This is a genomic window from Limihaloglobus sulfuriphilus, assembly GCF_001999965.1.
In the GTDB taxonomy this organism is placed as follows: domain Bacteria; phylum Planctomycetota; class Phycisphaerae; order Sedimentisphaerales; family Sedimentisphaeraceae; genus Limihaloglobus; species Limihaloglobus sulfuriphilus.
Window position 1 is genome coordinate 1,408,621 of record NZ_CP019646.1, and the last position, 25,139, is coordinate 1,433,759.

The 25,139-nt window shown below is 39.3% G+C and carries 21 protein-coding genes; 7 read left to right on the top strand and 14 right to left on the bottom strand.

Annotation, left to right across the window (positions count from 1 at the left end):
* Positions 1-5 precede the first annotated feature (5 nt).
* The 6 genes from istA to SMSP2_RS05415 form a co-directional block, all read right to left on the bottom strand.
* Positions 6-1,487 carry an IS21 family transposase gene (istA, locus tag SMSP2_RS05390; protein ID WP_186804635.1) on the bottom strand — a complete coding sequence of 494 codons (1,482 nt, stop codon included), beginning with the start codon at positions 1,485-1,487 and terminating at the stop codon, positions 6-8.
* Positions 1,488-1,610: 123 nt separating this feature from the next.
* Entirely contained in the window at positions 1,611-2,120 is a 510-nt protein-coding gene (locus SMSP2_RS05395; RefSeq protein ID WP_146682975.1) for a hypothetical protein, read from the bottom strand.
* A gap of 23 nt (positions 2,121-2,143) precedes the next feature.
* Positions 2,144-2,872, bottom strand: a complete 729-nt coding sequence (locus SMSP2_RS05400; RefSeq protein ID WP_146682976.1) for a hypothetical protein — start codon at positions 2,870-2,872, stop codon at positions 2,144-2,146.
* Positions 2,869-4,179: an RHS repeat-associated core domain-containing protein gene (locus SMSP2_RS05405; RefSeq protein WP_146682977.1), complete on the bottom strand. Its 1,311-nt coding sequence runs from the start codon at positions 4,177-4,179 to the stop codon at positions 2,869-2,871. The genes SMSP2_RS05400 and SMSP2_RS05405 overlap by 4 nt, the downstream gene beginning before the upstream one ends.
* 38 nt (positions 4,180-4,217) lie before the next feature.
* Positions 4,218-4,832, bottom strand: a complete 615-nt coding sequence (locus SMSP2_RS05410) for a hypothetical protein (protein ID WP_146682978.1) — start codon at positions 4,830-4,832, stop codon at positions 4,218-4,220.
* A 4-nt stretch (positions 4,833-4,836) separates the two neighbouring features.
* Positions 4,837-12,579 (bottom strand): hypothetical protein, encoded by a 7,743-nt coding sequence (locus tag SMSP2_RS05415; protein WP_146682979.1) that lies wholly within the window; start codon positions 12,577-12,579, stop codon positions 4,837-4,839.
* Positions 12,580-13,488: 909 nt separating this feature from the next.
* Between SMSP2_RS05415 and SMSP2_RS05420 the strand changes: the two genes are divergently transcribed.
* From SMSP2_RS05420 to SMSP2_RS05430, 3 genes are all read left to right on the top strand, one after another.
* Positions 13,489-14,493 (top strand): Holliday junction DNA helicase RuvB C-terminal domain-containing protein, encoded by a 1,005-nt coding sequence (locus SMSP2_RS05420; protein WP_146682980.1) that lies wholly within the window; start codon positions 13,489-13,491, stop codon positions 14,491-14,493.
* On the top strand, positions 14,486-14,932 hold the full coding sequence (locus SMSP2_RS05425) for a helix-turn-helix transcriptional regulator (RefSeq protein WP_146682981.1): 447 nt from the start codon (positions 14,486-14,488) through the stop codon (positions 14,930-14,932). Before SMSP2_RS05420 ends, SMSP2_RS05425 begins: the two co-directional genes overlap by 8 nt.
* Positions 14,933-15,019: 87 nt before the next feature.
* Positions 15,020-15,928, top strand: coding sequence for a tyrosine-type recombinase/integrase (locus SMSP2_RS05430; RefSeq protein ID WP_146682982.1), 909 nt, complete (start codon positions 15,020-15,022; stop codon positions 15,926-15,928).
* 49 nt (positions 15,929-15,977) lie between these two features.
* Here SMSP2_RS05430 and SMSP2_RS05435 read toward each other — a convergent pair whose 3' ends face one another.
* Positions 15,978-17,228, bottom strand: a complete 1,251-nt coding sequence (locus tag SMSP2_RS05435; protein WP_146682983.1) for a hypothetical protein — start codon at positions 17,226-17,228, stop codon at positions 15,978-15,980.
* 71 nt (positions 17,229-17,299) lie between these two features.
* Entirely contained in the window at positions 17,300-17,932 is a 633-nt protein-coding gene (locus SMSP2_RS05440) for a PEP-CTERM sorting domain-containing protein (protein ID WP_146682984.1), read from the bottom strand.
* Between the two features lie 244 nt (positions 17,933-18,176).
* Here SMSP2_RS05440 and SMSP2_RS15260 point away from each other — a divergent pair, with 244 nt between their 5' ends.
* Both SMSP2_RS15260 and SMSP2_RS05450 read left to right on the top strand, forming a co-directional pair.
* The gene (locus SMSP2_RS15260; RefSeq protein WP_418287777.1) at positions 18,177-18,362 is read left to right on the top strand and encodes a helix-turn-helix domain-containing protein; all 186 of its coding nucleotides are present in this window, start codon (positions 18,177-18,179) and stop codon (positions 18,360-18,362) included.
* A 203-nt stretch (positions 18,363-18,565) separates the two neighbouring features.
* Entirely contained in the window at positions 18,566-19,693 is a 1,128-nt protein-coding gene (locus tag SMSP2_RS05450; protein WP_257787938.1) for an ISL3 family transposase, read from the top strand.
* Between the two features lie 324 nt (positions 19,694-20,017).
* On the opposite strand, the gene SMSP2_RS05455 is transcribed toward SMSP2_RS05450, so the two are convergent.
* Positions 20,018-20,404, bottom strand: a complete 387-nt coding sequence (locus SMSP2_RS05455) for a hypothetical protein (RefSeq protein WP_146682986.1) — start codon at positions 20,402-20,404, stop codon at positions 20,018-20,020.
* Positions 20,405-20,760: 356 nt separating this feature from the next.
* Here SMSP2_RS05455 and SMSP2_RS05460 point away from each other — a divergent pair, with 356 nt between their 5' ends.
* Positions 20,761-21,360: a ParB N-terminal domain-containing protein gene (locus SMSP2_RS05460; protein WP_146682987.1), complete on the top strand. Its 600-nt coding sequence runs from the start codon at positions 20,761-20,763 to the stop codon at positions 21,358-21,360.
* Positions 21,311-22,075, top strand: a complete 765-nt coding sequence (locus SMSP2_RS05465) for a DNA-methyltransferase (protein WP_146682988.1) — start codon at positions 21,311-21,313, stop codon at positions 22,073-22,075. Before SMSP2_RS05460 ends, SMSP2_RS05465 begins: the two co-directional genes overlap by 50 nt.
* 46 nt (positions 22,076-22,121) lie before the next feature.
* Here SMSP2_RS05465 and SMSP2_RS05470 read toward each other — a convergent pair whose 3' ends face one another.
* Genes SMSP2_RS05470 through SMSP2_RS05490 form a run of 5 tightly spaced genes read right to left on the bottom strand, consistent with a single transcriptional unit; the run spans position 22,122 to position 25,130 of the window.
* The gene (locus tag SMSP2_RS05470) at positions 22,122-23,345 is read right to left on the bottom strand and encodes a hypothetical protein (protein WP_146682989.1); all 1,224 of its coding nucleotides are present in this window, start codon (positions 23,343-23,345) and stop codon (positions 22,122-22,124) included.
* Between the two features lie 11 nt (positions 23,346-23,356).
* Entirely contained in the window at positions 23,357-23,764 is a 408-nt protein-coding gene (locus SMSP2_RS05475) for a hypothetical protein (RefSeq protein WP_146682990.1), read from the bottom strand.
* Positions 23,761-23,958, bottom strand: coding sequence for a hypothetical protein (locus SMSP2_RS05480; protein ID WP_146682991.1), 198 nt, complete (start codon positions 23,956-23,958; stop codon positions 23,761-23,763). The genes SMSP2_RS05475 and SMSP2_RS05480 overlap by 4 nt, the downstream gene beginning before the upstream one ends.
* A 2-nt stretch (positions 23,959-23,960) precedes the next feature.
* On the bottom strand, positions 23,961-24,227 hold the full coding sequence (locus tag SMSP2_RS05485) for a hypothetical protein (RefSeq protein WP_146682992.1): 267 nt from the start codon (positions 24,225-24,227) through the stop codon (positions 23,961-23,963).
* 33 nt (positions 24,228-24,260) lie between these two features.
* Complete coding sequence (locus SMSP2_RS05490; RefSeq protein WP_186804882.1) at positions 24,261-25,130, bottom strand: PIN domain-containing protein; 870 nt, start codon at positions 25,128-25,130, stop codon at positions 24,261-24,263.
* Positions 25,131-25,139 lie beyond the last annotated feature (9 nt).

A 25,139-nucleotide genomic window follows, 5' to 3' on the forward strand; every position in this document is an offset into this window, starting at 1 on the left:
ATTGTTCAGCCCAGAACCTCTCTTACGAATTCTCCGTAACTGGAGATATCTCTGATAATAGGGTGCTCATCTATAAATTCCATCTGGAGCTGCCTGTCACCGCCGTGTTTAATAATACTCCTGATGGTCTTCAATCGAAAAGCATTGTGGCTTAACGCTATTTTACATGCATTATCGATTTTGTTACCGTTATAGGTATTGGTCATATTCAGCAAGCCCAGAAGTACGCGGATACCAGGTATTCCTCTGGCCTCAAGCATCTGCCGGGCCCATCTCTGGGCATTCTCACCTATCAGACTGACTCGTTCAAGCATCCATACAACGCCGTTTTCTATCTTTGTTCTTTTCTCTGAATGAATATGTCCGTCCTGAGTCTGGAATCTGCCCGGCTCAACTTTAGCGTGAACAACAATCTGCTCCATGCTGCGGTTAAATACTCTTACCATATGGCCGTCCCATCTTGCCCATACCTTGCGGCCGGTATATTCCGGAGGCACCGAGTAATAGGTCCTCTCTACCTCTATATGGCCGTCCCTGTGAACGGACCGCTGAGCTTCTGTAAATGAAGGAAACCTTCCAACCGGAAGCCTCAATAAAGCAGGCTTTTCCTGTTCTGTGAACAATTTGCCTACCTGCTTGCGGGTAGTGCCGTGAATACGGGTATCGGCAATACGGCTCTCCCAGCTGAGAAGAAACTGATTCTGCTCTGAGAGGCTCTTAAAGCTGCGGCCCTTGAGGGCGTTATTTTTGACATATGCTACTGCTTTTTCAACCTTACCCTTGTGTCTTGGGGTATACGGCTTACAGGGTAAAATGGCGGTACCGTAATGACGGCAGAATGACACTATTTTTGGGTGTATCTCAGGATCATACCAGTCAGCTTTGTTTACAGCAGCTTTAAGATTATCTATTATCAGTGTTTGCGGAACACCGCCAAAGTGGTGAAAAGCGTTTTCCAGGCAATTTATAAAGTTATCGCCGGTCTGCCTGAAAACTGCCTCGCTGTAGGATTTACGGGAGAAGCTAAGCACTACCCGTATTACATGAGTTCTTTTTCGTCTGCCATCTTTCGTTATTACCGGTGCACCCGTACCAAAATCTATCTGAGCCTCTTCACCGGGCCTGCATTCAAGACGCCTGAACGGAACAGGCGAATTTTTACTGAGGCGGTTGACAAACCTGCGAACGCTGTGGTAGCTGACATCAGAGCCGTGGTCGTCACGAAGATCCTGCCATATACGCCGGCGGCTGAGCCCCATATCCAGCTTGTTCTTAATTATTTCACGGTAAGGCTCACAATTGCTTACCGGACCGGTTGAGCTTTGGGCCACCGACCCGGGAGGCGCGTTAGTGACCTGTTTTGAATTATCATTGTCTGATTTTGCATACTTACGCACCGTATCCAGGTGGATGCCAAGCTCTCTGGATATACGCCTGCAAGACCAGTTACGCTCTCTTAATGTCTGTATTACACTTCTTTTAGTCATTTTTAGATAGTTCGCCATAAAGACCTCCGTTATATTTTCGATAATATCGATAATATAACGACTCTAAGGCAAAAACTTCCTTTCAAAATGACCTATTTTGACCCGCTCATTACTGACCTGTTTTCAGCGCCGCTTAACACCGGTTTCGTAATCGTAATAATAGCCGTTCCAGAGGATTGAGAGGCCTTGCAGGTCAACGCCTGTAGCTACAGAGGCATTACCCCAGGCATCATAGATTATCTCATCTGTATCCCCGTATTCATCAGAGATAGCAATTACAGAACCTTTATAATCAGTAAGAAGGTAGTTAGCGTTAATATCATACATGCCCTCAAAAACATCGCCGTTATCAACGAAATCGTAGAAATCAACCTGCGAATCGCCGCTGGTCAGCCAAACATCGTTCACATCATCCCAGCCTGTGGTATCCCATACAAGCTGTGCTGCTGTGCATGACGGCGAACACAGCCACGCTTCCGCGAAATCGAGATAATCTTCGAAAGCGGTATTCATAGCAGTAGAAGAGGGCATCTGCATATAGACCGCCTCTCCCGAGGCTCCGTAAACGTAGTCACGAGCCCAGTTTATACTGCCTGCCCCAATCTGTTCGTACTCTGATATCACGTTTCCCATTTTATCAACTCACTAAACCAACATCACTTATTGTCCGGAACGGGAAGGGATATTGTCTCAATTATATTGTCTTGTGGCACTTGCACATTAGGATATATTGATTTTAATGCAGGTAAAACATCTTTTGGATAGTAAAATTCAATTGCTTGAAGTGATTTAGCATCAAGTCGTAATATACAACCAGGAATAGGAGGTAAGTCACTACTTACTTTATGGACGAAACACTGATTATCAAGAACAACCCATGTTTGCCAACTGTCTTGTGAAAATCTATCTGTCCAACGTTCAGGGTATAAAGGATTCGCAAGGATTGAACCATTTTCAGCAACATCTTCAGATAATAATGTGGCAACAAGAATGCAACTTTCCAATCTTTTCTCAATTGAGTCACTTACCGCCATACTAGTCGGCATGTTTGCCTTATATAGCAATTTCCTTTGAGTGGGATGATGAATTATTATACTAAGTCCAAAGTTCATAAGACTCTTGTCATCTACAAGTCCAAACTTTTCGCTTTTAAGTATATCATCTAAGCTTGGCCACTTAGATAGCCCTTTCTTGTAATAACCATAGCCAAATCCAAATACTGATGCCAAATCATTTATTGCCTTGTCTGAGAGATGCCAAGGCGGCATAGGACTTAATATATAGCCATATCCTTTTTTTCTTATCATATGGTCATCATAACATAGAATTATGAATGGCAATACTAATATGGCACAGATGAAGAAAGCAGTACTTAATTTTCTCATTTAATTTCTCTCCAAGATTTATCATTATAGAAATTAAGTGGCCAACCAGAGTAAGAAAAATGCTCTTCTGGTTCTTCTTCATGTTCATAAATACTTTTCGCTTCGAATCTTATTCTAATAGGAAAATCTACAGGGAACAACAATTTCGCTGAAATTGTAGGGTTTGAACTGGCCGTTGTAAAACCTAATGCGATTTCCGCCACTCTCAAAGCTCTGTCTTCTAAACTATTGTAATCTAAATTACCCTCATCTACCCATACATAGGTATTGTCAAATTCAACTTTGCATTTTTTACAATCATATCTAGCTTTATATCTCGTGACAACACAATACCTGTGTGCTCCATTTAAAGTTGATTTTATCCAAATATTATCTCTTGCATACATATTGGGAAGGTAATTTCTCTCTGCAGTGCCTTCTTCAGAAGAACGATTGCCTTTAGCTCTAAGCCTAGCACAAATCGAAGTTGCTTTTTGACGAACAAAACCAGCAGTAGGTTCTTTTACTGAAACTTGTCTTTTGAGATTAGCTGCTCCACTAGTCCAAAGTTGACCGTCACCATTATATCGGTGATTAACAAAAGATATAAAAAACGGAATATCAAGTGCATCCGACACAGCAAATAACCCCCAATCATCCCTGCCATTTACTGGTTCATGATTAGCAAACACCTGCAAACCCGCACCATCATCAAGCTGGCGGATTGGGGCGAACGGATTGTTCCAGTTTCCATCAGGATTGACTCCGTGCGGGTCATCTGTAATGAATTTACGCTCTGTTGGGCTGTAATATCGGTTACGCAGGTAATAATTGCCGGTTTCGTAGTCGTAGTAATAACCATTCCACAAAACGCTCAAACCCTGAAGGTCAACGCCTTGAGCTATGTATGGCGTTCCCCAGGCATCATAGATTATCTCGTCTGTATCTCCGTATTCATCAGAGATTGCAATAACCGAGCCCTTAAAGTCGGTAAGAAGGTAGTTCGCGTTGATATCATACATGCCTTCAAAAACATCGCCGTTATCAACGAAATCGTAGAAGTCAACCTGAGAATCGCCAGTGGTCAGCCATACATCGTTCACATCGTCCCAGCCGATTGTATCCCATACAAGCTGTGCTGTTGTGCAGCTCGGCGAACACAGCCACGCTTCCGCGAAATCGAGATAATCTTCGAACGTGGCGTTCATAGCAGTAGAAGAGGGCATCTGCATATAGACCGCCTCGCCATCGGCTCCGTAAACATAGTCTTTTGCCCAGCTAAGGTCGCCGCCGGGCGATTTTTCGTATTCGCTTATCACGTTACCCATAATATCATAGTTGTTTTTATCCTATAATTAATCAATAGCTATTCCGTTCCTTCCATTTGGGAGGCTCTCATAGAAAAGAATTTAAGAATAACTTGACCAGTCTCAACATCGTATAAACCATTGACCTTAATAAAAAAAGCACCGGTTCCATCTGAGGAATTAAATCGTCCTTGCTTACTTCCAAAGAAATCATCACTATCAATAAAGTTTGGTATAGGAGAATCAGACCCTATTCTCCATGCATTTAACAAAGAGTTATGCGTGGGGTTGTAACAGAAATTACCAACGGTAGCTATAAAAGATAGATAATTAGGTGGTTTATCAGGTAAATCATGTGGTATGTACACTCCTGCCTCTATAATTTCTGAGGTAGTAACTTCAGGGTTGAAAAACTTTGTAAAAAGACATAGTTTTGCATAACTTCGTAATTCTCCGCGCCAACCTCTACCGTCCCAGTGAAGAGTATATTCCACATTGCCATCAAATCCAATAGGCGATAAAAAACCGGGAATTGAAGTCTGAGACAACTCTTGTATTGATTCAATATTGTCAGCCACACCACTATATTTAGACCCATAAATACCTTTATAAATTAGAAAGATAGTTAAACAAATAAATACAATGACCAAGACGCCAATAAATATTTTCTTCATTTTATCACCACCATCTACCATATATATCAATAGGCTCATCTCTGTTATCTTCCCACTGGATGACTACGGGATATTCAGCGTTTAACAAACCATCAACTAAAACATTCCAAGTGCCCTCGACAACTGCACCTAATGCATTGCCTGATTTTTTATACACTTCTTTGTAGTTGTTAGCGTCAATCTCATCGTGCCATTGCCATTTCATATTGACATTGGTCAGTTTACAATGAGAGCCTGAGCAACAATAATCAAAACTACCTTTTGCGGTGATTTCATGGGAAGTACTTAACCACCAAAATCCGTCAAAAGGTTTGATTTTTGAGACTTTCCAATTTTCCCCAACTAATCCGGTCAATTTCGCTGTCCCACTCATTTTGACAATCTTAGTGCGATAAACGTCATCCATACTACCAGATAATTGAGTTATCAATTCATCTAATTCGTCATTGATATGAGCAGTTACAGGGTCGTTGAACCAATTCCATGTGAAAGTTGCCGCTCGTGCCGCTAAAATTCCCATGATTTTTGTACCTAATGATGTTAGCCCCCAATCATCTCTCTTGTTAATCGGGTCGTGATTGGCGAAAACCTGCAAGCCTGCACCATCAGTAAGTTGGCGGATTGGAGAGAACGCATTGTTCCAATTACCATCAGGATTGATGCCATGAGGGTCTTCTGTTACGAAGCTTCTTTCTACAGGGGAATAATATCTGTTCTTAAGGTAGTAATTTCCTGTTTCGTAGTCGAAATAATAACCATTCCAGAGGATTGAGAGACCGTTCAGGTCAACGCCCTGGGCTACTGAAGCATTACCCCAGGCATCGTAGATTATTTCATCTATTCCGCCTTCATCGTTGGTTTTGGCTATCACGGAACCTTTATAGTCGGTGAAGAAATATGAACGCTGGGAATAGAAAACCTCGTCTGCAATCACAGGAACCCACTCTACAAGGTCGTCACCGTCTATTTCATCATCATCGTTGGTATCCCAATCTGTAAGTTCTTCTGAAGTGCAGGTGGGAGAGCACAGCCACGCATCAGCGAAGACAACGAACCACTCATAGAGGGTAGTATAGGAAGCAGGAGGCATCTGCATATAGACTACCTCGCCCGAGGCTCCGTAAACATAGTCACGAGACCAGCTTATACTTCCTGTCCCAATCTGTTCATACTCTGATATCATATTGCCCATCTTATCATAGACGAACCAGGTTGTCAACGAGCCGACGGTTTTCTTTATCCGCCTGCCGAGCATATCGTATGCGTAGCCTGCAACATCGCCGGAGGAATCATCAACGTCAACCACCCTGTTTTCAGCGTCAACGCCGTAGAAAAGCCCGTCAGAGGCGGCATTGGTCGGGTTGCCGAGATAATCGCTGGTATAGGAAGAACTTGCCTCGGCGGTGAGTTTGCCAAGGTTATCGTATGAATACGCCGCACCGTCGCGGCTTGCAAGGCGGCTCTGGGGGCTCTCTGAAGTATAGCTGTAGTCGGCGGATGCGACAACCGTGCTGTTCAAGGTATAATCCTCATCGGTGATACGCCCAACGCCGTCAAAAGAGACGCTGTATTCAATGCCGTTGCCGTAGGTCTTCGCCGCGATACGTGAGCCGATATAATCATAGCTTATAATATCCATCCCGTTATAGGCTACATCGTCTATGCTGCCGTATCCACTGCGGTTATATTCAACCGTCCTCTCGTTTGGATAGGTAACCCAGGCCAGATTGCCGCGGCAGTCATAGCCGTAATCAATGGTAACACCATCGAAATCGCCGCAGTTCTCAACAGATTGCTTTAAGTTGCCCAGCCCGTCATAGACATAATAATAAAAGATAGAATCAGATGAGCCGTCGAACTTGGTTACTTTGTCCTTTAACCCAAGGGCGTTATATACAATCTGGTCGAACCAGCCGGTGCTTCCCATCTCCGTCCAGTCAACCGTCTGCCCGTAAGCCTTGCCAACAACACGCCCCATCTCATCACGCTTGTAATGGGTCCACTTGCGGTCTTCGGGGCTTGTCTGATTGACATCAGGGTCTTCAACACGCAGGATGGTATTTCCACGCATATCGTAGCCGTATTCAAGGGTATTACTGCCTGGATAGTTGATTTTGGTAATTTTATCGAGATAATTATAATCGTAGGAAGTTGTCCGGCTGTTTTGAGTATCATCATTTTCAGTGGCTGTAATGCTTGCCTGCCTGCCAAAACGGTCATAACCATAGGTCGTTGTGCGTTTTAAGGTTGAAGAGAGGGGGTTTTCGATTTTGTCTGCCAACTCGCCGGTATAGTAGTAAGTGAAGTATGTAGTCAGCCCGTCGCCGTCCTGATAGCTTGTTCGCCTGCCCAGGACATCATAAGAGTAGATTTGTGTATAATCATAGTTTGAGCCGTCATAAGTCTCTACTGTTTCAAGTTGTCCCTGATTTGTATAGCCGTAGCGGCTTGCAGCGACTATAGTATTTGAGCTGTCAGTCGGGTCGATATCTGTTATTGTCTGATACTCACGCTGACCGAGGGTGTTGTATTCATAATCTATTGTTTTATATGGGGCAACAGCGTATGTAGCTCCGAAGGAGCTGACGTATTCCTCTTCATAACCGGATTCTGTCCGCCAAACCCTGCCGATTTCCTCATATACATTTTGGGTATATGCAGATTTAGTCGTTGTCATTCCCAGAGCGGTAAACTGATAAGTAAGCTTTTTGGTAAATTCCAGTCTGCCGTAAACATCATAACAGTAATCCGTAACCTTATCGGTTCCTATGACCACATCATCAAACTCTAATGGAGCTGTATCGCTGTGGCCGGACGGGTCAATAAATACGGCAACCCTCTCCTTTTGACCTCTGTTGTTGTAACTGGTCAGAACCCGTGAAACAGCAATGGGATTTTCTCCCGGAGCATTTTCAAGATTTAAAAGTTCATTTATACGCAGAGTGGGCTTAACCTGCCAGAGAGTTTGGGCAACAGGCTGATTGAGGCTGTTATACAGGGTCTCTGTATAGTTGTTGTAGGTGTGACTGTAAACCGTAGAGTCACCATCAAGGGTATATTCCATATCATAATCAGCGTCATATGCCTTCCAGGTTCTGCCTGCGTTGTCATAAGAATAGCCTGCGGTTGTAAGCCAGACGGCAGATAGAGCATTTCCGCTGCCGTCACGGGTATAATCGCTCAGAACCTCTGTGCTCGTCAACTGACCACCGGTATAATTTCGTTTCTGGATATAAATTCCCTCGACATACAGAGCATAATCAAGCATTTCATCGGTATCAGCAAAAGGAAGTTCATTACTGTTGTCAGTTAAAGCATCACCGGCATACTCAAACCTGGCAGAATACTCAAGCTCTCCGGTAAGATTATACCAGTTCTGCTCGACACGGTCACCTGCCTGATAAACAGCATAACCATTAGTATCATATATACTGCTGTTGCTGTCTGCTTTTGTCAGGGTCTCAACAAGTCTGCCTTGATAATCGTAGCTAAACAGTTTAATCCTGTCATATTCATCAGGGTCCCGCAGAGTGTCTGAGACGACATCATTAGGGTCATCGAGAAGAATCTCTTCATATTTTTCTCCGCGAGAATTATATTTGTACCGGACATCCTTGACAATAGTTTCTGTAGTTGAACCAGCAGAACCTTCCACATCTACATAAATCTCACGTTCTACATCACCTGCATAGTTCTTCTCGTATTCGACATAATCGCAAACGCCATCAACGTCACCCACATAATGACGATATTTATTGTTGTAGTCATCATAGCCGTAGCTTGCTGTAGCAACTCGCTCAGAGCCTATGCCTTTCCATGTCCTGAAAACCCTGCCATTGACATCATATTCAGTTTCCGAGCAGGTCAGAACTACATCCGCTGAACTGGAATTCGTGTATCCTTCCTCAGTCCTTATTACCTGACCGCGTCCATCGCGTATCTGCTTTACCCAATGGCCGTCTGGATAGATTGTCATTTCAAGCTCACCTTGATTGTTATAGACATAGTCGGTCTGAATATTGTCACCAGTGTAATAATACTTATAAACGCCGGGAGTAGTTTCATACACAAGCACAGGGCCTGATATGTCTTTTTTCTTACGCCCATATAGGTCATACTCATATTGCGTTACACGCCATCCATCCAACAGATACTCATCATTTTCCACACTTGTCGCCACAGCATTACTAGCAAGAAAATCATAAAATGTGCCACAATGGCTGTAATAGCTAAACGAACCATCCTGAACAGCCTCTAAAATGAATTCAATCCGTCCAGCAGAATCATAATAGTATAGTTTCTGAATCAAGACATCAATGCCTGTATATACAGTCTCTATGTCAGCGTTAGAGGCTCCATCAAAACCATTAACATCTGAAGGGTCAGCGAACACGAATTCGCTAATAACCTTACCGCCGTCGTCATATTCTTTACCTCTGGAAACGCCTCTCTTATCGATAGTATATATAACATCACCAAGAGCTGTAGACTTTGATACGGTAGTATACAGCACATTATCCAATGAATCGGTAACAGTAATTCCTGTTGATTGATTATAGCCGTCATACCCGTAGGAGGTTATAACTTCATCAGTTCCATTATTACTTACGGTTTCTGTTTCGATACGTCCATCAGGATAGTAGGTATAATCATGCCGAAGCAGTATATCTTGATTATTCAGTTGAGCTACAGCCTTATATTCATAATCGAAATAATCGTAAATCACCTGTTCATAACTAACAATAAGCCGGTCTTCGTCTGAACCACTTGTGCCATACTCATGATATGAGCCAAAGTACTCGTATTCTGAACTATCCCTTAGATTGTACCAGCTAAAAATCTCCTCTGCCTGTTGGTCGCTGTTGTAGTAGGTCTTCCCAATACAAACTTCTATTTCTGTTCCATCAGATGCAACTTCAATTATTTTTTCAATATCATATCCATCTGAAGAGCCGTGAAGTTCAGTTCTGCGATAGGTTCCGGTTTCATTGAGAGCCCGAGTGTTAAATTCCGGAGATTTTTCAATGGTTGCTACTAGTACATCATTATTATACTCATATTCATATATTGTTGGATAAAACTCTACTGTAACTGTATTTGCTCCATCCTGGTATTCATAGTATCCATTGGCGATAATTGTATCAGTTAAATCATCTGGTATCTGTAATATGTCTACGTTTTCAGGGTCTGTAAATTGAATTACAGTTTTCTTTGTATGGTCACTTTTCTCAATCTCCAGGGTCAGTCTGTAATGATTAATGTCTGTGGTATAGTCATAGATAGTCCTAACCTTATTCCCGTTTGCATCTATGCTATAGTCAATATGCTTAACCGGAATGGATACTCCTGAACCAAGCCATGTATCTGTCAGCCTGTTTTCATCATCATAAGCGTGAGTATAGATTACATTATCTGCTAAATCTTTCTCCTGATATACGTACCCTGAATCCGTATAGAGATACAGTCGGCGGTCGCCGGAATTGCAACTTGAGCAACTATTCCCTGAGCCATCACCTCCAAGAACACCTGACACTTCGAAGGTTACAGGGTCATAATCAATTATATACTCCCTCTCAAGAGCCCCGACGCTGTCTTTATACGATTTTAACTTACCCTCTAAATTGCCACTCGTATGATATTCAAAAGAGCGTGTAACTCCTGCACTGGTTATAGAAGTCAACTGCTCTCCAGGACAATATGCATCAGAAATTATATTGCCTGCAAGGTCAACCTCCCATTCAAATGATGCTGTTTTTCTTCCAGAGTCAGTCGAAATACTATACACTAAGATATTATCGCCTGGCATCTGTAGTTGAATTAACTCTTTGGTTGAGTTATCTGTAAGATAAGCATTAAAGGTAGCCAAATCATTACCAAAAGGATTAAAATCATCCAGTTTCTCTTCAATGAATTCTGCTCCATAGATATATGCCTCATCTATATCTTGATAATAAAGCTCTGTAGCATCATTGGCATGTATCGTTATCTTCGGTGGTATTGAGTCAATTCCAAGGTCTTTGCGATTGCAGCATTCATAACCGTTGGATTTGAGTGCATATTTAAGGTTATAAGACGAAGATGCGTGTACCTTTTGCCTTATTGGTTCGTTGTCTTGTGACCTGATAGTTTCATTCCACCAAAGTTTAAAATTAATATCTAAATTATCATCTCCCTGGTAGGCCTGCACTTTTAGCTCAACAGTGATTTTGCCCTCATTAGAGTTGTAGTCAGCATCGATAATTGTATTATCTTCTATGTCATTATCTAAAACTTCACCATCAAACCATACTTTTGCCACATCCATGGCTGGAACCTTCACATTCTCAAGCTCAATACGAAGTGCGTCTCCATAGGAAGGTAGATGTTGAACTGGGAGATAAAAATCCATTTTCAAGATAAAAGTTTCACCATTTTTATCACCACAAGCGCCTGTATAGATAACTTTGCCGTCAAACATCTTATCGCCTTCTTTTACCAGAAATATGCCTCCATTTTGTTCTTCTGAAATTGCGTGAGTTTCAATAGCGTCAACGTCTATAAAATCTGCATAATCAGTTTCTACGACTACAAGTGCATCTTCCAAATACCAGCCCGTCTCTACATTATCAGCTCCCAACCAGCCATCAAAAGTAGGGTTTAAGCTAAATGTTTCATCCTCAAGCCCACAACTTAGATTTACACTGTTATAAAGATGGTATAGTTGGTTAGCTGATACGGGATTGTTATGCCCTAAGGCTTCATACTGATTCAACATTAAATATACCTTAGCGGTGTCGCTGGACGGATACATATTGAGGTCACATGAGTATGTAGTATCGCTAAGGGACTTATACGCATAACCTCCGGCAAATTGGTCTTCGTTAATAAGGCAAAAGGGAAAGCATGTGCAACACTGAACACAATGACCTATCCAGCTTAAATCGCTTGTGGTAGTTAAGTATCTGGTGGATATGCCGGTCGAATACGACAGATTGCTACTGCAACTGACAGTGTCAAAGTCATCAAAAAAAACACTGTCTGCTTCTGTCTGTATCTCAGACATAGTTTTTGGTTCGGGCTCACCGGTGTAATTGCCGTGCAAAGAACAATTTAACACTGTCCTGTTGTTATCGGGATTCCAATTGAAATGACCACTTCCCCTTTGCTGTGCGTAACAAAGTACGCTCGTACGCGAAGTTTTATTCAGCAATTGAATGTCAGAATAGATTGCGTTTAAAACATTCTGGTGATTCGTTTCGGTTATTTCATCTGAATCTATAATTCCTATGGTATTGATTGCTAATTCATTACTGAGCTCAACCTCGTAATAATTACATAGGCAATCTTCATCTGAAGGGTCTGAAACATATAAGCTCAATCCTTTATCATGACCATTGTCTGTTGTCTCATGTTTTATAGTTAATACGCTGCTCCCAAGGTTCAAATCATAGAGTGAATCAAATAAATATTTGGTTACAGCGACAATTTGAGATAAGTCCTTTTGCCTGTCTGTGTCATAGTATCCATCTTCAGGGAATGATGGTGTCTTAATTTCTCTATATGCACAACAAAGGTCGTCCCAAGGTTGGCACTTATCTTCTGAATAATAAATAAAATTAAGATAACGACGAACTTTCTGATAATCCCTCATTACTTCTTCAACACTGGCAATGCCATATGCGTTTCCTGCAAACACTCCTGTCAAAACCATCACAGCAACAAATACAACAAGTCTGGGAACCAAATAGTTTCGGCTGATTAAACTCATTTTTCATCCTGAATTTACTCAAATCATTAAATCTATTATTTTGAACCCCCAGTTAAAAGGTTCACTAAACAGATAATCTGAATATAGTAAAGATTTGTCAACAGAAAAATTATTTTTTTGTATAATTTTCTTCTTTCCTAATTCTCGTTGTTTTGAACAGAATCAAGATTTTAACAGATTATCCTCAAATTATTACTAATCAACACCAAAAACTATAAAATCAGCCTAAATAAAACCCGAATAACATACCGCACCACCTCCCCCCAGCTCAGCCAGGGCATCATCCATATTTTTATTATAATTACAGCCATAACAGTCCCTGCCCAGATACCCAGATTTTCCGATAATCCTGGTTTTATTTTTACTCTCATATCTTTCAATTTGACGTTTTTACCTATTAATTTTCAACCCAAAAATTACCCTGTTTTAAAATTCGCTTTTCAAGGAACCCTATTTTCAAGTAGGAGTCCCATAAAACTTTTACCCCCATGGGTAGGGGTGACGCTTAGTTTTTCTATTTATGTAAAAACATATTTAATGTAGCTGGAACTTTTAGAGCAGTAATTTGTTCCAGAGAATAAAAATTATTCTTATTATTTTTTACTGGGATTCTTAATCTTTTTTTTTCATTTCGGTCGATGAATAAAAATTATTTTTAAAATTTTTCAGCAGTATCAGGTTCTGAATTCTTCAGTTTTTCAGCCTTTTTGCTCTGGTGACCCTAAAAAAGAGGATTGATATTCTATATAATGCAATAATGCCATTAAAATTATCAGCCTTTATCAGGATTGCCACTTGATTTAAATACTTCCTCGCGTTACACCAGGCTGCTTTTTAAAACAAAATCTCCAGCTAATTTAAAATGGTTTTTAATATAATAAAAAGTTTTTTTTGGAGAAAATAAAATAAATGGCAGGAACAGACGTAAATCAAGTAGCAATATCAAGCCTTAATCACATAAAAGGTCAGGATAAAGTTATAGATGTATTGAGGGTCAACATTGATGCTTACTTTAATAGCCGCCAGAATGGCACGTGTGCTTCGTTCGGCCCAGCCCTACTTGTCGGTCCATCAGGCACTGGAAAGAGCCTTGTTGCAAAGGCTGTGCATTCTGAGCTTGCAAATCTTGACTTAATAGAGGCAAACTCAGAAATGCTTACTGTTGGTGAGATAACTGCTATGCTTATCCAGGCAACCGATGAGACTACTATCTTCTTAGATGAGGCTCAATCCTTGGATACTAAGGTTCAGCACATACTTCTTACTGCTTTGAGCGAAAAGAAGCTCTTTACCCCAAAGAAAAACAATAAGGGCGGCTATGCTATTCCCCTTGCTAACTTTACCCTAATTTTAGCATCTACTCACGAGTATCTTCTTCAAGATGCTTTGAGAAATAGAATGAGGATATACGCCCGTTTTGATTACTATTCAAATGATGATTTGATTGGAATAGTTAAGCAAAGAGCAGACTCTCTTGGATGGGATTACGAGTCTGAAGATGTCTTGCGAATAATAGCAAAGCGGTCTAAACAGACTCCAAGAATAGCTTTAAATAGGAATTTACAGATGGCCTGGAATGTATGCTCATCTGAAAATCGAGCTTTAATAACCTTATCTGATACCTTAAGAGCATTTCAATTGCTTGATATCGATGAATTGGGACTTGATGCTTTAGAACGTTCTTACCTCCAAGAACTTTCAAAAAACGAATCTGTCAGGCTTAATGTTGTTGCATCAAAGATTGGGCTTCCCAGACAGACTGTAGCAAACGTCATTGAACCTTATTTACTAAGGCAGGAACTTATTGAAAAGATTGGCTCTGAAAGGGTTATTACAGATAAAGGCAAAGCCCATATTGAGCATTTTTTTAGAAGTAACTGTCTAATTGATGGAGATTTGATGACCAATGAATGATAATAAGATGTCAAATTTCAAACCTGTAATTTCTGTCTCAGATGCCTGTAAACTTGTAGGTCTAAGCAGGGCAAGATTCTATCAGTTGTTAGAAGAGGGAATATTTCCTCAGCCTCTCTATCATATCAAAACTAAGCGTCCTTATTATGACAAGAATTTACAGATTAAGCTTCTTGAAATCAGAGAAGAAGGCATTGGCAACAACGGCGATATCATTATTTTTTATTCCCCGCGAAAAAAGAAAAATCGCCAAAATAAAAAATCCAAAAAGGAGCATTCTGTTCTGGATGATTACGCTGAAACGCTAAGTTCTATGGGAATTTTTTGCAACTCAAAAGAGCTCTCTGCTGCCCTTAAAAAACTCTTCCCTGATGGAGTTGGTGGAGTTGAAGAAGGGATTATAATTCGGGAGCTTTTCAGATATTTTAAGTCAAAATGATGTCAATATGGAGTAATAAAGTTGTTAATTTTGTGAACAAATCAAGCACAATTGATGTATTTATTTAGCTCATAAGGAGTCGATTTTATGTCTAATTCTTGTCTAACTCTTCTCCCAATGCGGGATAATGTCACTTATCCCGCGTCACAGAACAAATCTGCCATTCCCAAGCAGGCAGAGTCCGATGAGCAGCTCATTTCTCTATGGCTTCATGGCCGGAGCAGGCACACTCAAAGAGCTTATAATTCTGATATAACCAAGTTTTGTAAATCTGTTGATAAACCTTTTCAAAAGATTACCCTTGGAGACTTACAGAGCTTTGCAGATGAATTGATAGAAGGTGAACTCTCTGACTCTTCTGTCAAAAGAATTTTATCTTCAGTTAAGAGCTTATTTTCTTTTGGACATACGATAGGGTATCTTACTTTTGATGTTGGAGCACCCTTAAAAATTCCTTCAACAAGAGAAACTATTGCTGAACGTATCTTAAGCCAGGAAGAAGTTCAAAAGATTATATCCTCAGTTTCAAATACTCGAAACAGGCTTATTATAAAGACTCTTTACTATACTGGAATTCGAGTTTCAGAGCTTGTATCACTCAAGTGGAAAGACCTTCAGCATCGGGAGCAAGGCGGCCAAATGACAATTTTGGGCAAAGGGGGAAAATCTAATGTATTGCTAATCCCCAAAGAATTATGGTTTGAGTTGATGCTATTGAGGGATACTGTATCTGGTGAAGGGCCTGTTTTTAGAAGCCGTAAAGGCGGGCATCTGAATCCAGGTCATGTAGAAAGAGTTCTCAAAAATATAGCAGTAAAAGCCATAGGTAAAAATGCAACTCCCCACTGGTATCGCCATAGCCACGCAAGCCATGCATTAGACAACGGATGTCCAATTCATCTTGTGCAGAAACAGCTCAATCATAGCTCTATTGCCACTACTGGCAGGTATTTACACGCCAGGCCTACAGAGAGCAGTTCTAAATATTTGAAGTAAAAAAATGCTTTGTAGCAGAAACAAATAGCCTTGAGTTAGTTTTCACTTTTTATAAACCACAATCTGGGTTATACCTATCTCCACACCAGAGCCAATTTTCTACGAACAACTCAAAATCATAAAAATTCACATAACAATCGTTGTTTATATCAGCCGGATTTATTTCTGAACAAGCAAAAATAACAAAAGGTTCATCACTATTGTCTGTTATAGTGGGATTATCAGACGAACTTACTCTAATAAGACATTGTTCTGATTCAATATTGGGAGTGGCCCATTCGTATATACCTGAATTAAGCGTTCCTGTAATAATACTTGTCCAAGATAAACCGTTGTCTAAAGAATAATCAATATCAACTGTAGGCACACTAATGTCTCCATCTAGTTGATATTCAACCATTACATGATTTTCTGTCAAATATCTTTCTCCACCATCTGGTGAAATTACTGTCAAGACTATATTAGGATTTTTAAGTAAAATGGAACCTTCACCTTCCCTGATAAACTGGCTACTAATCGGGTCTCCATTTAAAAGGAAACCTGTTATAACCCCATACGAATCTTGAATATAACCTAGAGGATAATTAAAATTTGTTCCAAAAATAGTGACTTCACTATTATGTCTAGCATATATTGTGCCATCTACCCAACCGCCTTTAATTTCTACAGAACTTGAATCTTCTATATAAAGATTGTTTCCCAAATTGCCCCCAGCCATTACAAGCCTAGAATTATTATTTAAAGTTGTATAATTGTTGACATTTCCTCCTTCCATATATAGACTCCCTTGGTTGCTTAAATGCAAATATCGCCCTACGGTTCCACCATAAAAATAGACTTTGGAGTTGCCGGAAATCAGAAAATCTCTGTCTGTCCTGCCAATATGTCCATCATATACATTAAGTTCAGTATCATCATATGTGGATACTGTATCATAGATTGTTCCACCATATATATTTCCTTGGCTATATCCATTTAAAACGAGATATCTTCGTATATAGCCTGATTTTATTTCTACATATGAATTCGCAAAAGCAAAAACATCTCTTCCATAATCTCCTATCGAACCACCATTTAGAATCAAGTTACTTGAACCATATAGCCATAAGCTTTGAAATATATGTCCATTCGTCTGAACATCTATAGTAGTTGGCATCTGAGTGTCACTATCAAATACCCGAACCTCATCATCAATAAAGGTGGTTATATAATTATACTCTCCATTATCATACACAACTACCCCGTAATTCAAATTGGAACAATAAATGATAAATAAGAATAACGTTGTTACTTTTGCCATTTTGTCTCCTTTAAAATATTGAGAAAAAGGCCATACAGTATAGAACCATACAGCCTTGAATTATTAAATTGTTAATTTCGTTTTTTCAAGATGCCCATAAATCCTATTGTAAGGAGTGAAATAGTTGTTGGCTCAGGAACTGCCGTCACAATAATATTATCCAAACCCCAACTTTCATCGCTTACTGATTGCATACTACTACCCTGGAAGTTAATTACAACATCATCCTCAAGATGGTTGAAAGTATAAACTAAATGATAAGTTGAGTCACCAGCCTTGTATCCCAAACTGCGGACAGCAGAAGCTCCCGTATGGGCAGGGTGTGAACTCGGATAGTTGTCAGGGTATGATTGCCTTGGTCCTTGGCCTGAATTATTTAAATTGGTAAAAGTGGTATTAAGCAACACTGGGCCGTCTTGAATTGCTAATGTCCAAATGTCACCATTATTTCCATCCATCGTTTGAAGAATATACAAGTCAAACTCAAGTTTTATATCTGTATGACTTGGAATACTACCCAATGAAAGAGTGACAAGGGTGTTTGACCAATCCCCAAGAAATCTTTGTCCGGAAGGAGTCTGCTTAATAGTAGTTGCAGACCATTCACTACCTACGGACGACTCAAAATCATTGGAATAGATAGTAGTAGCACCAACAAAGTTCCCGGCGAGACAACACACTAATAAACATAGCATCTTTCTCATTTTACTTACCTTTCAACTAAATAATCATGAAACCCCATATATAGCAACCATATCCTATATATTTGAGTTTCTAATCTCTTTCGCATTTTTAACATAAGCATTTAACACAATTACATCTTCTATCATTACATATTAATCTGACACGTAACTCGTGTCAAGTGGTTTTGACACTAAAATTGGGTCAATGGCTACAAAATCTCAACATTCTATGAAATATAGGCCCTTACCTCTCTTCCTAAAAAAGATGAGAGAAGAGGCAGGTTTGACTCAAAGGCAGATAGGAAAGCTCTTAAATAAGCCACAATCCTATATTTATAACTGCGAAGTTGCCAATCGAAGAGTTGATATCACTGAATTTATCCTTTGGGCAGAGGCTTGTGGGGTAAATCCCAAAACAGCCTTTAATAACTTGTTAAAAGAGCTTAAATAGCCTCTATTTTCGGTTCTTCCGGTTAATGAGTAGGTATCTTTACAAAAAAAGACATGGCTGTATTATATGTGGAAAAAAATAAAACCACATATTTGGAGATATAGCCATGTCCATATCGTTTTTGCATCATACTTTCAAAACACCTGGAGTTCAACACATTAGTTCTTTTTTTTTTTTGCGACAGAACCGTTCTCAATTGCCGTCTGCACCCTAATTATGAGAGGTGCTCTAACTGCAAGTCTCGTAATACTATACACTACGGTAAGAGAACAAGAACTTTCAAGATGCTTCCTGTGGGCAACACAAAAGTTGAAATGTCAGTCAGCATTCCCCGTCTGCACTGCAATGATTGCGGCAGCATTCGCCAGCCCGATTTACCCTTTGCTGATCCTAAAAAGCATTACGTCAGGGCCTTAAAGCGTTACGTAATTGACCTGTGCAGGTTAGCTTCTATCCGCGATGTTGCACAGATAACGGGATTGAGCTGGGATACGGTTAAAGATATTCATAAAGAGTACTTACAGAAAAAGTACAAGTCGATAAACCTCAAAACAGTCCGCCGGATAGCGATCGATGAAAAGTACCTGGGCAAGAAACGTAAATTCATTACCATAGTATTTGATCTGGATATGGGCAGGGTAATACATGTTGGAAATGGTAAGGGCAAGGATGCTCTAAAGGGATTCTGGAAACGCCTGAAAACTTCAAAGGCCAAAATCAAGGCAGTCGCCACAGATATGGCCAGCGGGTATATTTTTGCTGTGATGGATAATCTACCCAAAGCAGAGCTTGTACTGGATCACTTCCATCTGGTTAAATGGTTCAATGAGAAGCTTACAAGACTGCGAAGGCAAATGTTTAATGAAGCTGATCTGATTGGCAAAAAAATCTTGAAGGGTTCAAGGTGGTTGTTGCTTAAATGTCCTGAAAATCTCAAGATACATTCACAACAGAATAAAGATGAACGCTATCGTTTACAGCAGGCTCTGGAGTTAAATCAGCCTCTTGCAACGGCATATTACATGAAGGAGAGACTTAGGCTTTTGTTTGAGTGTGCCAGTGAGAATAATGCCAGAACCGAATTGTACAACTGGATAAAAGAAGCCGAATCAAGTGGTATCAGAATTCTCAAAGAAGCTGCAAGACAATTGAGGATTTGGAGACGGCTTATCCTCAACTGGTACAAATATCCTATCAGTACAGGCAAAGTAGAAGCAGCGAACCGCAAAATTGGAACCCTGCAACGTAACGCATACGGATACAGAGATGAGGAATATCTAATGCTGAGAATATACCACCTACACAAATCAAACTACTCATTAACCGGATGAGCCGATTTTTAATCGTCTGAAATTCTAATTGGTTACTTTTAACTTCGTCTCCTGCCAGAAAACTAAGAAAAGAGCCTCCACTCCTTATATATATATTCGGCAGAATGCCGTAGAATCCTTTTTTTCTAAATTAAAGAATTCCTTACTATTTTGAAATTTTATCAAATACCTTTTCACTTTCCTATAGATTGAGATTCTTTGCAAAAAAAGAGCTGGAACGAAGAATGTTTCTCCAGCGGTTGGTAATCTTACTAAAGAACTTGCTTTAAAAAGTTCAGATTACTCAAAATGAGAAATATACTCCCATTCCAGCTCAACACCATATCAGGAGCAGCACTCCTCATAACACAGATGCCTCTCCTCGTCTCTATCTTTCTGTTCCTGGGCTTGTTCTTCGATATATACCTCGAACTGCTTTTGTTCCCTGTCTAACTGTTCTTGGGATAAGTTTAAGTAGTGTATCAATTCAGACTCAGTCTCAAGCCATTCTCCAGCGTGAGTTAGCTTGCTTTCACAATGCTGACAAATATATCCATATTCAGCTGGTATTTGGTCATCATGGTCAATAACAGATTCTCCGTAATGGATATGACCTTCATTGTTGATATTGACTGGTGTTAAACTCTTAACATAATTTTGATATCCCAATTTGTTTGACCCGCATTTGGGGCATTTGAAAGTTCTTTGTATCTTTTCTTCTTTAAAATCCATTTTTTCTCCTTTTATTAAAAGATATTAATATTTAACTTTCAGCAACAAAAACGATTTGCCGCTTACTCTTTTACTTTTTCACGAAAAAAAACCTCACTTCCAGGCAGAGTGAGGTTCGTAATAACTGCTTTGTCAGCAGATTCATATTTGTTTATTTTGCAACATCTTACCTGGATATATTACTTGTTTTTATATTAATTTTTTAAAAGTCTATTCAGCATTTTGCTGAACTGGTATATACATCGACATGAAATCGAAAAAACTTTAGGAAAATTTTGAAAAAAATTAAATTTTTATGAAAAAAACGAAAAAAACTTATTAAAATTTCAAGGATGAAATCAAAAAAGGAAATTGAAATGAAAATTGCAGTAAATAAAGAATTTAAGAATTTGATTTTTCCGCTAACGCAACAAGAAAAAGATATCTTGGAGAGGTCAATTTTAAAATATGGGGTTAAGGATAAATTGGTCGTTTGGGATAATGGGCGTAATGTCCTAGTCGATGGTCATCACAGATGGGAAATTATACAGAAACACCAAATTAGAAAATATGAAATACAAAAGCTGAAATTTAAGCATAAAAGTGAGGTGGTAAATTGGATAATCGAAAACCAAATGGGTCGCCGGAACTGCACTCCAGGAGCGATATCATATCTACGCGGATTGAGATATAAAAACGAAAAGGGCTCTCACGGAGGCGACAGAATAGCAACAAGTGGACATTCTGCCCACTTGAAAACGTCGAAAAGGTTAGCAACGTTTTATAATGTCGATGAGAAAACGATACGCAGAGATGAAAAGTTTTATGAAGCGATTAACTCTATTGAAGACGCATATCCCACTCCCAAAACAAAAGCAGAAATCAAGAATAGAATCTTAACAGGGCAAATATCTCATAGCAAAAGACTTGCTGGAGATATCCTCTCTGCCAGAAAAGCAAATAAGAGATGTTATTGAAGGCAAAAAGCATCTTTGGGAGGCTAAGGCACAAGTAAACAAGAAACGGCAACAAAAGGATTTTGAAAATGCTTCCAAAATAACACTCGGTAAAAATATAAAATTGTATTGTGGAGATTGCCTTGAGTTGGCAAACAAATATCTTAAGGATGACTCTATCGATTGTATCATTACTGACCCGCCATATCTTACAAAACAAATAGATTGTTTTGAAAAATTAGGGCAAATTGCCCAAAGAGTATTAAAACCCTCTGGCTTTTGCTGTTTCTATACTGGAAAATTAAATTTGGCTGAAATTATAAATATTGCAAGTCAATATCTTGATTATTACTGGCAGATAATAATCCAACATTATGGCAGTTGCGGCACAAATTTTAATCCAAAAACGATACATGCAAAAAAAGTTAACACATTCTATAAACCCATTTTAGTTTTCCAAAAACCTCCTGCTAAGAAATGTCAAAAATATTTTAATGACGTTATAAATGGGAGCGGCATACAAAAAGATTTGCACCCTTGGCAACAGTCAGAGTCAGAATTGGTTCCTATAGTTGAAGCCTTTACTCAAGTTGGCGACGAAATTTTTGACCCATTTTTGGGTTCTGGAACGACTGCCATTGTATCTAAAAATCTGAAAAGAAAATTCGTTGGATTTGATGTCGATGAGAATTGCCTTGCGGCAACAAAGAGGAGATTAACTGAAGATTTAAATTAAAGAGGTTTTGTTGCTTTTAAGTTCTATGGTAGAGGGCCTGTTCCTTTTATTTATCCTGTTTCAACTTTTTCACTATCGCATTTCTCAAATCTGCTCTGCAATGCTTATTCTCAATATCTCTCACAAGTAAATACCTGAAATCGTTTAATTTATCCTTTTCCTCAGCCATGTTCTTAACCTGCTCATAGGCAGAGATTATCTGAAATACTGTTATCTTATCATAGAAATCACCCGTCATCATCCTGATAATTCCAGTTACTCCAACTACAAGGGCAAACTTAAAATTCTTATCAGCGAAATCCCTCGATGCTCTTAAAAGAGTAAATGGGTCAGAACTAGACGACTTGGCACACTCTATTGCTATATCATAAAAACCGGCATCTTTTGCCGCCGCAAACCATTTTCCTGACTCTGGCGTTTTTTCTATACAGTCGAGAAGTATCTTTTTCTTATCAATGTCAGGGTATTTCCTGCATATAGAGCGATAGATGTTTTTATATGTTCCGCGAGAAGGAAAAACAAGACCATATTTCTGATAAGCCTCTTCTGTTCTGTCCATATCTATTAGAAGAGATTCACAGAAATTGTTGATAGAATAATTGCTATTGCCAGACCTGTCATCCAACTTCATATTCTCAGCATATGCAAGGGCTTCTTCCTGTTTGCCCTGCTTAGCCAACGCCATTGCCTGATACTTGTTGTATGGCCAGAACGTGTTCTTTCTAAGACTTAGCAATTCTTCAATCTCTTTGTAGCGTTCTGTAAACAGCAGGCAGGAAAGGCACATGTCCGAACCTGCAAAAAAATGCCATCCTTCACTTTGCCAGCAATTTCTAACAAAAGGGATAAGTTCATCTGCCCACAGATTGGCAAGCCCAGGATATACACATATTTCTCCCCAACGGTCTCTTAGGTCATCAAAAATCCCCCAACCCTCATCCTGTATGGCATCAAAGAGTTTTTCAAGCCACTTGCCCCTTGTATTCATATCCCATTCAGCACTGATAAGAATAGGAGTAAGAGCATCCATTGTTCGATTTAAAGCAGTTCCCAGGGCACCTGAAGAGCTGTCAATATACATCAGAGCAGGGTATAGACGGGAACATAACTCAACTGTCCCTTCTCCAGCAAGGGCAGAGTCTTTTTTGGCAACTTTCTTTATCTCAGAGACAGCCTCTCTCATCCTTTTGGACGCTTTAGCAGTTCCATTCCAGCCGTAAGCTGAACTGCGAAAGTATTTTTTAAAGTTCCATTTATATTTATCTGCCATAACTTTTTAACTCATCTTATCTTAATTTGAGCATAAACAACTGATATGAATGATGTAATGACTGCTGATATAAAGAGCAAAACTAACCCAAGAATCCAATTGCAGAATAATCCAATAATTCCTGAGCATAAAATCCCAATGAAAATACCCAATGCGGAGCATTTAGTCAATATTTCATGTTCTTTATCACTTATCCGCATTGGCTCTGCTTTCTTTCTTATATACTTCCATGGAATTGTAAAGGATGCCATTAACAATATAATAACGAAACCATATAACCAGCCAAGAAATAAACCTGCAATTGCACCTCCCGCCATTCCTGCTATGGCAGCTAATAAGCCAAAAGGCTTACATATTACCCATCCAATAATAGCTCCGAATGGGATAGAAGGTATAATTCCTGCCTCAAAAAGGTTCATTCTTTCGGCTCATAAGCATAACATCTAAACTCATCCTCTCCCTGCTGGTCAGCTCTGGTAAGAGCACAGAGTATCTCTTCTTCACCTGATATACCATCTTTCTTGCAGGTAACGCAAAGAGCAGGTTTGGGGATTAGGTCAGGGTTAATTTCTGTTCCGTCGTCATCATAAAATTTAGGGTGATTGTCGTTCATTGTTATTTTTCCAGCACGCTCTCAAAATAGTCAATTAGAGCATCTAACTCTAAAACAAGGTTCTTATTCTTTTCCTCGTGGTTAAAAACAAAGCAGGCACTTCCTATTAATTCTTCAAGAGCGTCGACCTTTATAGAAATATGATACTTGCCATTCTTGAGAACGGCATTATTGAAAGCATCGTCTATATCAGAATTAATGATATAGTCACTAACTTCCTTTTCGAGAAGTTCTACCTGATGCTTTGTAAGAGTAAGTTTTTTAGTCATAATTAAACCTTTTATAAAATTCAATTAGTGGAATTACTTTTTCTTTGGTGGTTCTAAAAAAGGCAAACATGCATTCTCTGCCTTATTCTGCATATTAATATCAGTAGTAACAATATAAACAGCAGAACGAATATTCTTTTTTATTATCTCAAAAGCAGTAGCAATAAATCTGTCATCGTTATTATTTTCATCAAGCCAAGGTAACGAATTCTCAAAAACAGGTTCTACGGCTATGCTTCTTAGATGAATATTATCATTTATTTTTACACCACTGAGAATACTACCCCTTCTGCGATATTCTTTTATCTGACGTATGAGCTTGTTAGATTTCTCTCTGACAAACTCATTTCTATGATTAACTTTGTGGCTATCAAGCTCTGATAGAACCGCAGGAGTTAATACAACACAAAATTCTCCAAATTCATCGAATTTCCAAGTTTCGATTTTGGTGTTGGTCAACAAAGCACAAGTATCTGCAATTAACAAAGTTTCATCTTCTGTTGAATGGAGGCTATCGAGCAAATGGTCTATTTCTAAAAATGCTTCCAATACTTTACTGTAAGCTTGCTCAGTATTTTTGATATAACACCGGTCATTCTGGTCAACATTTTTCAGAACAGTTTTATCATAACCATTTAACTCGCAAAAATGAACTTCATCAATTAAACATCTAACAATTTCAATATAAGTATTATATTCATTGCGTATTTTGCTTTGTAATCGTTTTCCCTCGAGTGTTAATTCCTGCCATCGGTAATCACCTATTCCAATTACAAAAAAATTTGTGCTGCCAGCATTAAGGTCATCATATATCAATTTTGAGTGTTCTAACAATAAATCTTTGATGTTTTCTTTAATACTGTGGCTAAGATTATTTAGGTTTTCTCTAAAAGTATTTGCCATAGCAACCAT

What these genes read in the sequence shown, in the direction of transcription:
- SMSP2_RS05430 (WP_146682982.1), top strand. Translation starts at nt 15,020, where the DNA reads ATGTCTAATTCTTGTCTAACTCTTCTCCCAATGCGGGATAATGTCACT.
- SMSP2_RS05455 (WP_146682986.1), bottom strand. Translation starts at nt 20,404, where the DNA reads ATGGATTTTAAAGAAGAAAAGATACAAAGAACTTTCAAATGCCCCAAA.
- SMSP2_RS05415 (WP_146682979.1), bottom strand. Translation starts at nt 12,579, where the DNA reads ATGAGTTTAATCAGCCGAAACTATTTGGTTCCCAGACTTGTTGTATTT.
- SMSP2_RS05420 (WP_146682980.1), top strand. Translation starts at nt 13,489, where the DNA reads ATGGCAGGAACAGACGTAAATCAAGTAGCAATATCAAGCCTTAATCAC.
- SMSP2_RS05405 (WP_146682977.1), bottom strand. Translation starts at nt 4,179, where the DNA reads ATGGGTAACGTGATAAGCGAATACGAAAAATCGCCCGGCGGCGACCTT.
- SMSP2_RS05400 (WP_146682976.1), bottom strand. Translation starts at nt 2,872, where the DNA reads ATGAGAAAATTAAGTACTGCTTTCTTCATCTGTGCCATATTAGTATTG.
- SMSP2_RS05480 (WP_146682991.1), bottom strand. Translation starts at nt 23,958, where the DNA reads ATGAACGACAATCACCCTAAATTTTATGATGACGACGGAACAGAAATT.
- SMSP2_RS05435 (WP_146682983.1), bottom strand. Translation starts at nt 17,228, where the DNA reads ATGGCAAAAGTAACAACGTTATTCTTATTTATCATTTATTGTTCCAAT.
- istA (WP_186804635.1), bottom strand. Translation starts at nt 1,487, where the DNA reads ATGACTAAAAGAAGTGTAATACAGACATTAAGAGAGCGTAACTGGTCT.
- SMSP2_RS05425 (WP_146682981.1), top strand. Translation starts at nt 14,486, where the DNA reads ATGAATGATAATAAGATGTCAAATTTCAAACCTGTAATTTCTGTCTCA.
- SMSP2_RS05475 (WP_146682990.1), bottom strand. Translation starts at nt 23,764, where the DNA reads ATGAACCTTTTTGAGGCAGGAATTATACCTTCTATCCCATTCGGAGCT.
- SMSP2_RS05470 (WP_146682989.1), bottom strand. Translation starts at nt 23,345, where the DNA reads ATGGCAGATAAATATAAATGGAACTTTAAAAAATACTTTCGCAGTTCA.
- SMSP2_RS05440 (WP_146682984.1), bottom strand. Translation starts at nt 17,932, where the DNA reads ATGAGAAAGATGCTATGTTTATTAGTGTGTTGTCTCGCCGGGAACTTT.
- SMSP2_RS05490 (WP_186804882.1), bottom strand. Translation starts at nt 25,130, where the DNA reads ATGGCAAATACTTTTAGAGAAAACCTAAATAATCTTAGCCACAGTATT.
- SMSP2_RS15260 (WP_418287777.1), top strand. Translation starts at nt 18,177, where the DNA reads ATGAGAGAAGAGGCAGGTTTGACTCAAAGGCAGATAGGAAAGCTCTTA.
- SMSP2_RS05410 (WP_146682978.1), bottom strand. Translation starts at nt 4,832, where the DNA reads ATGAAGAAAATATTTATTGGCGTCTTGGTCATTGTATTTATTTGTTTA.
- SMSP2_RS05485 (WP_146682992.1), bottom strand. Translation starts at nt 24,227, where the DNA reads ATGACTAAAAAACTTACTCTTACAAAGCATCAGGTAGAACTTCTCGAA.
- SMSP2_RS05460 (WP_146682987.1), top strand. Translation starts at nt 20,761, where the DNA reads ATGAAAATTGCAGTAAATAAAGAATTTAAGAATTTGATTTTTCCGCTA.
- SMSP2_RS05395 (WP_146682975.1), bottom strand. Translation starts at nt 2,120, where the DNA reads ATGGGAAACGTGATATCAGAGTACGAACAGATTGGGGCAGGCAGTATA.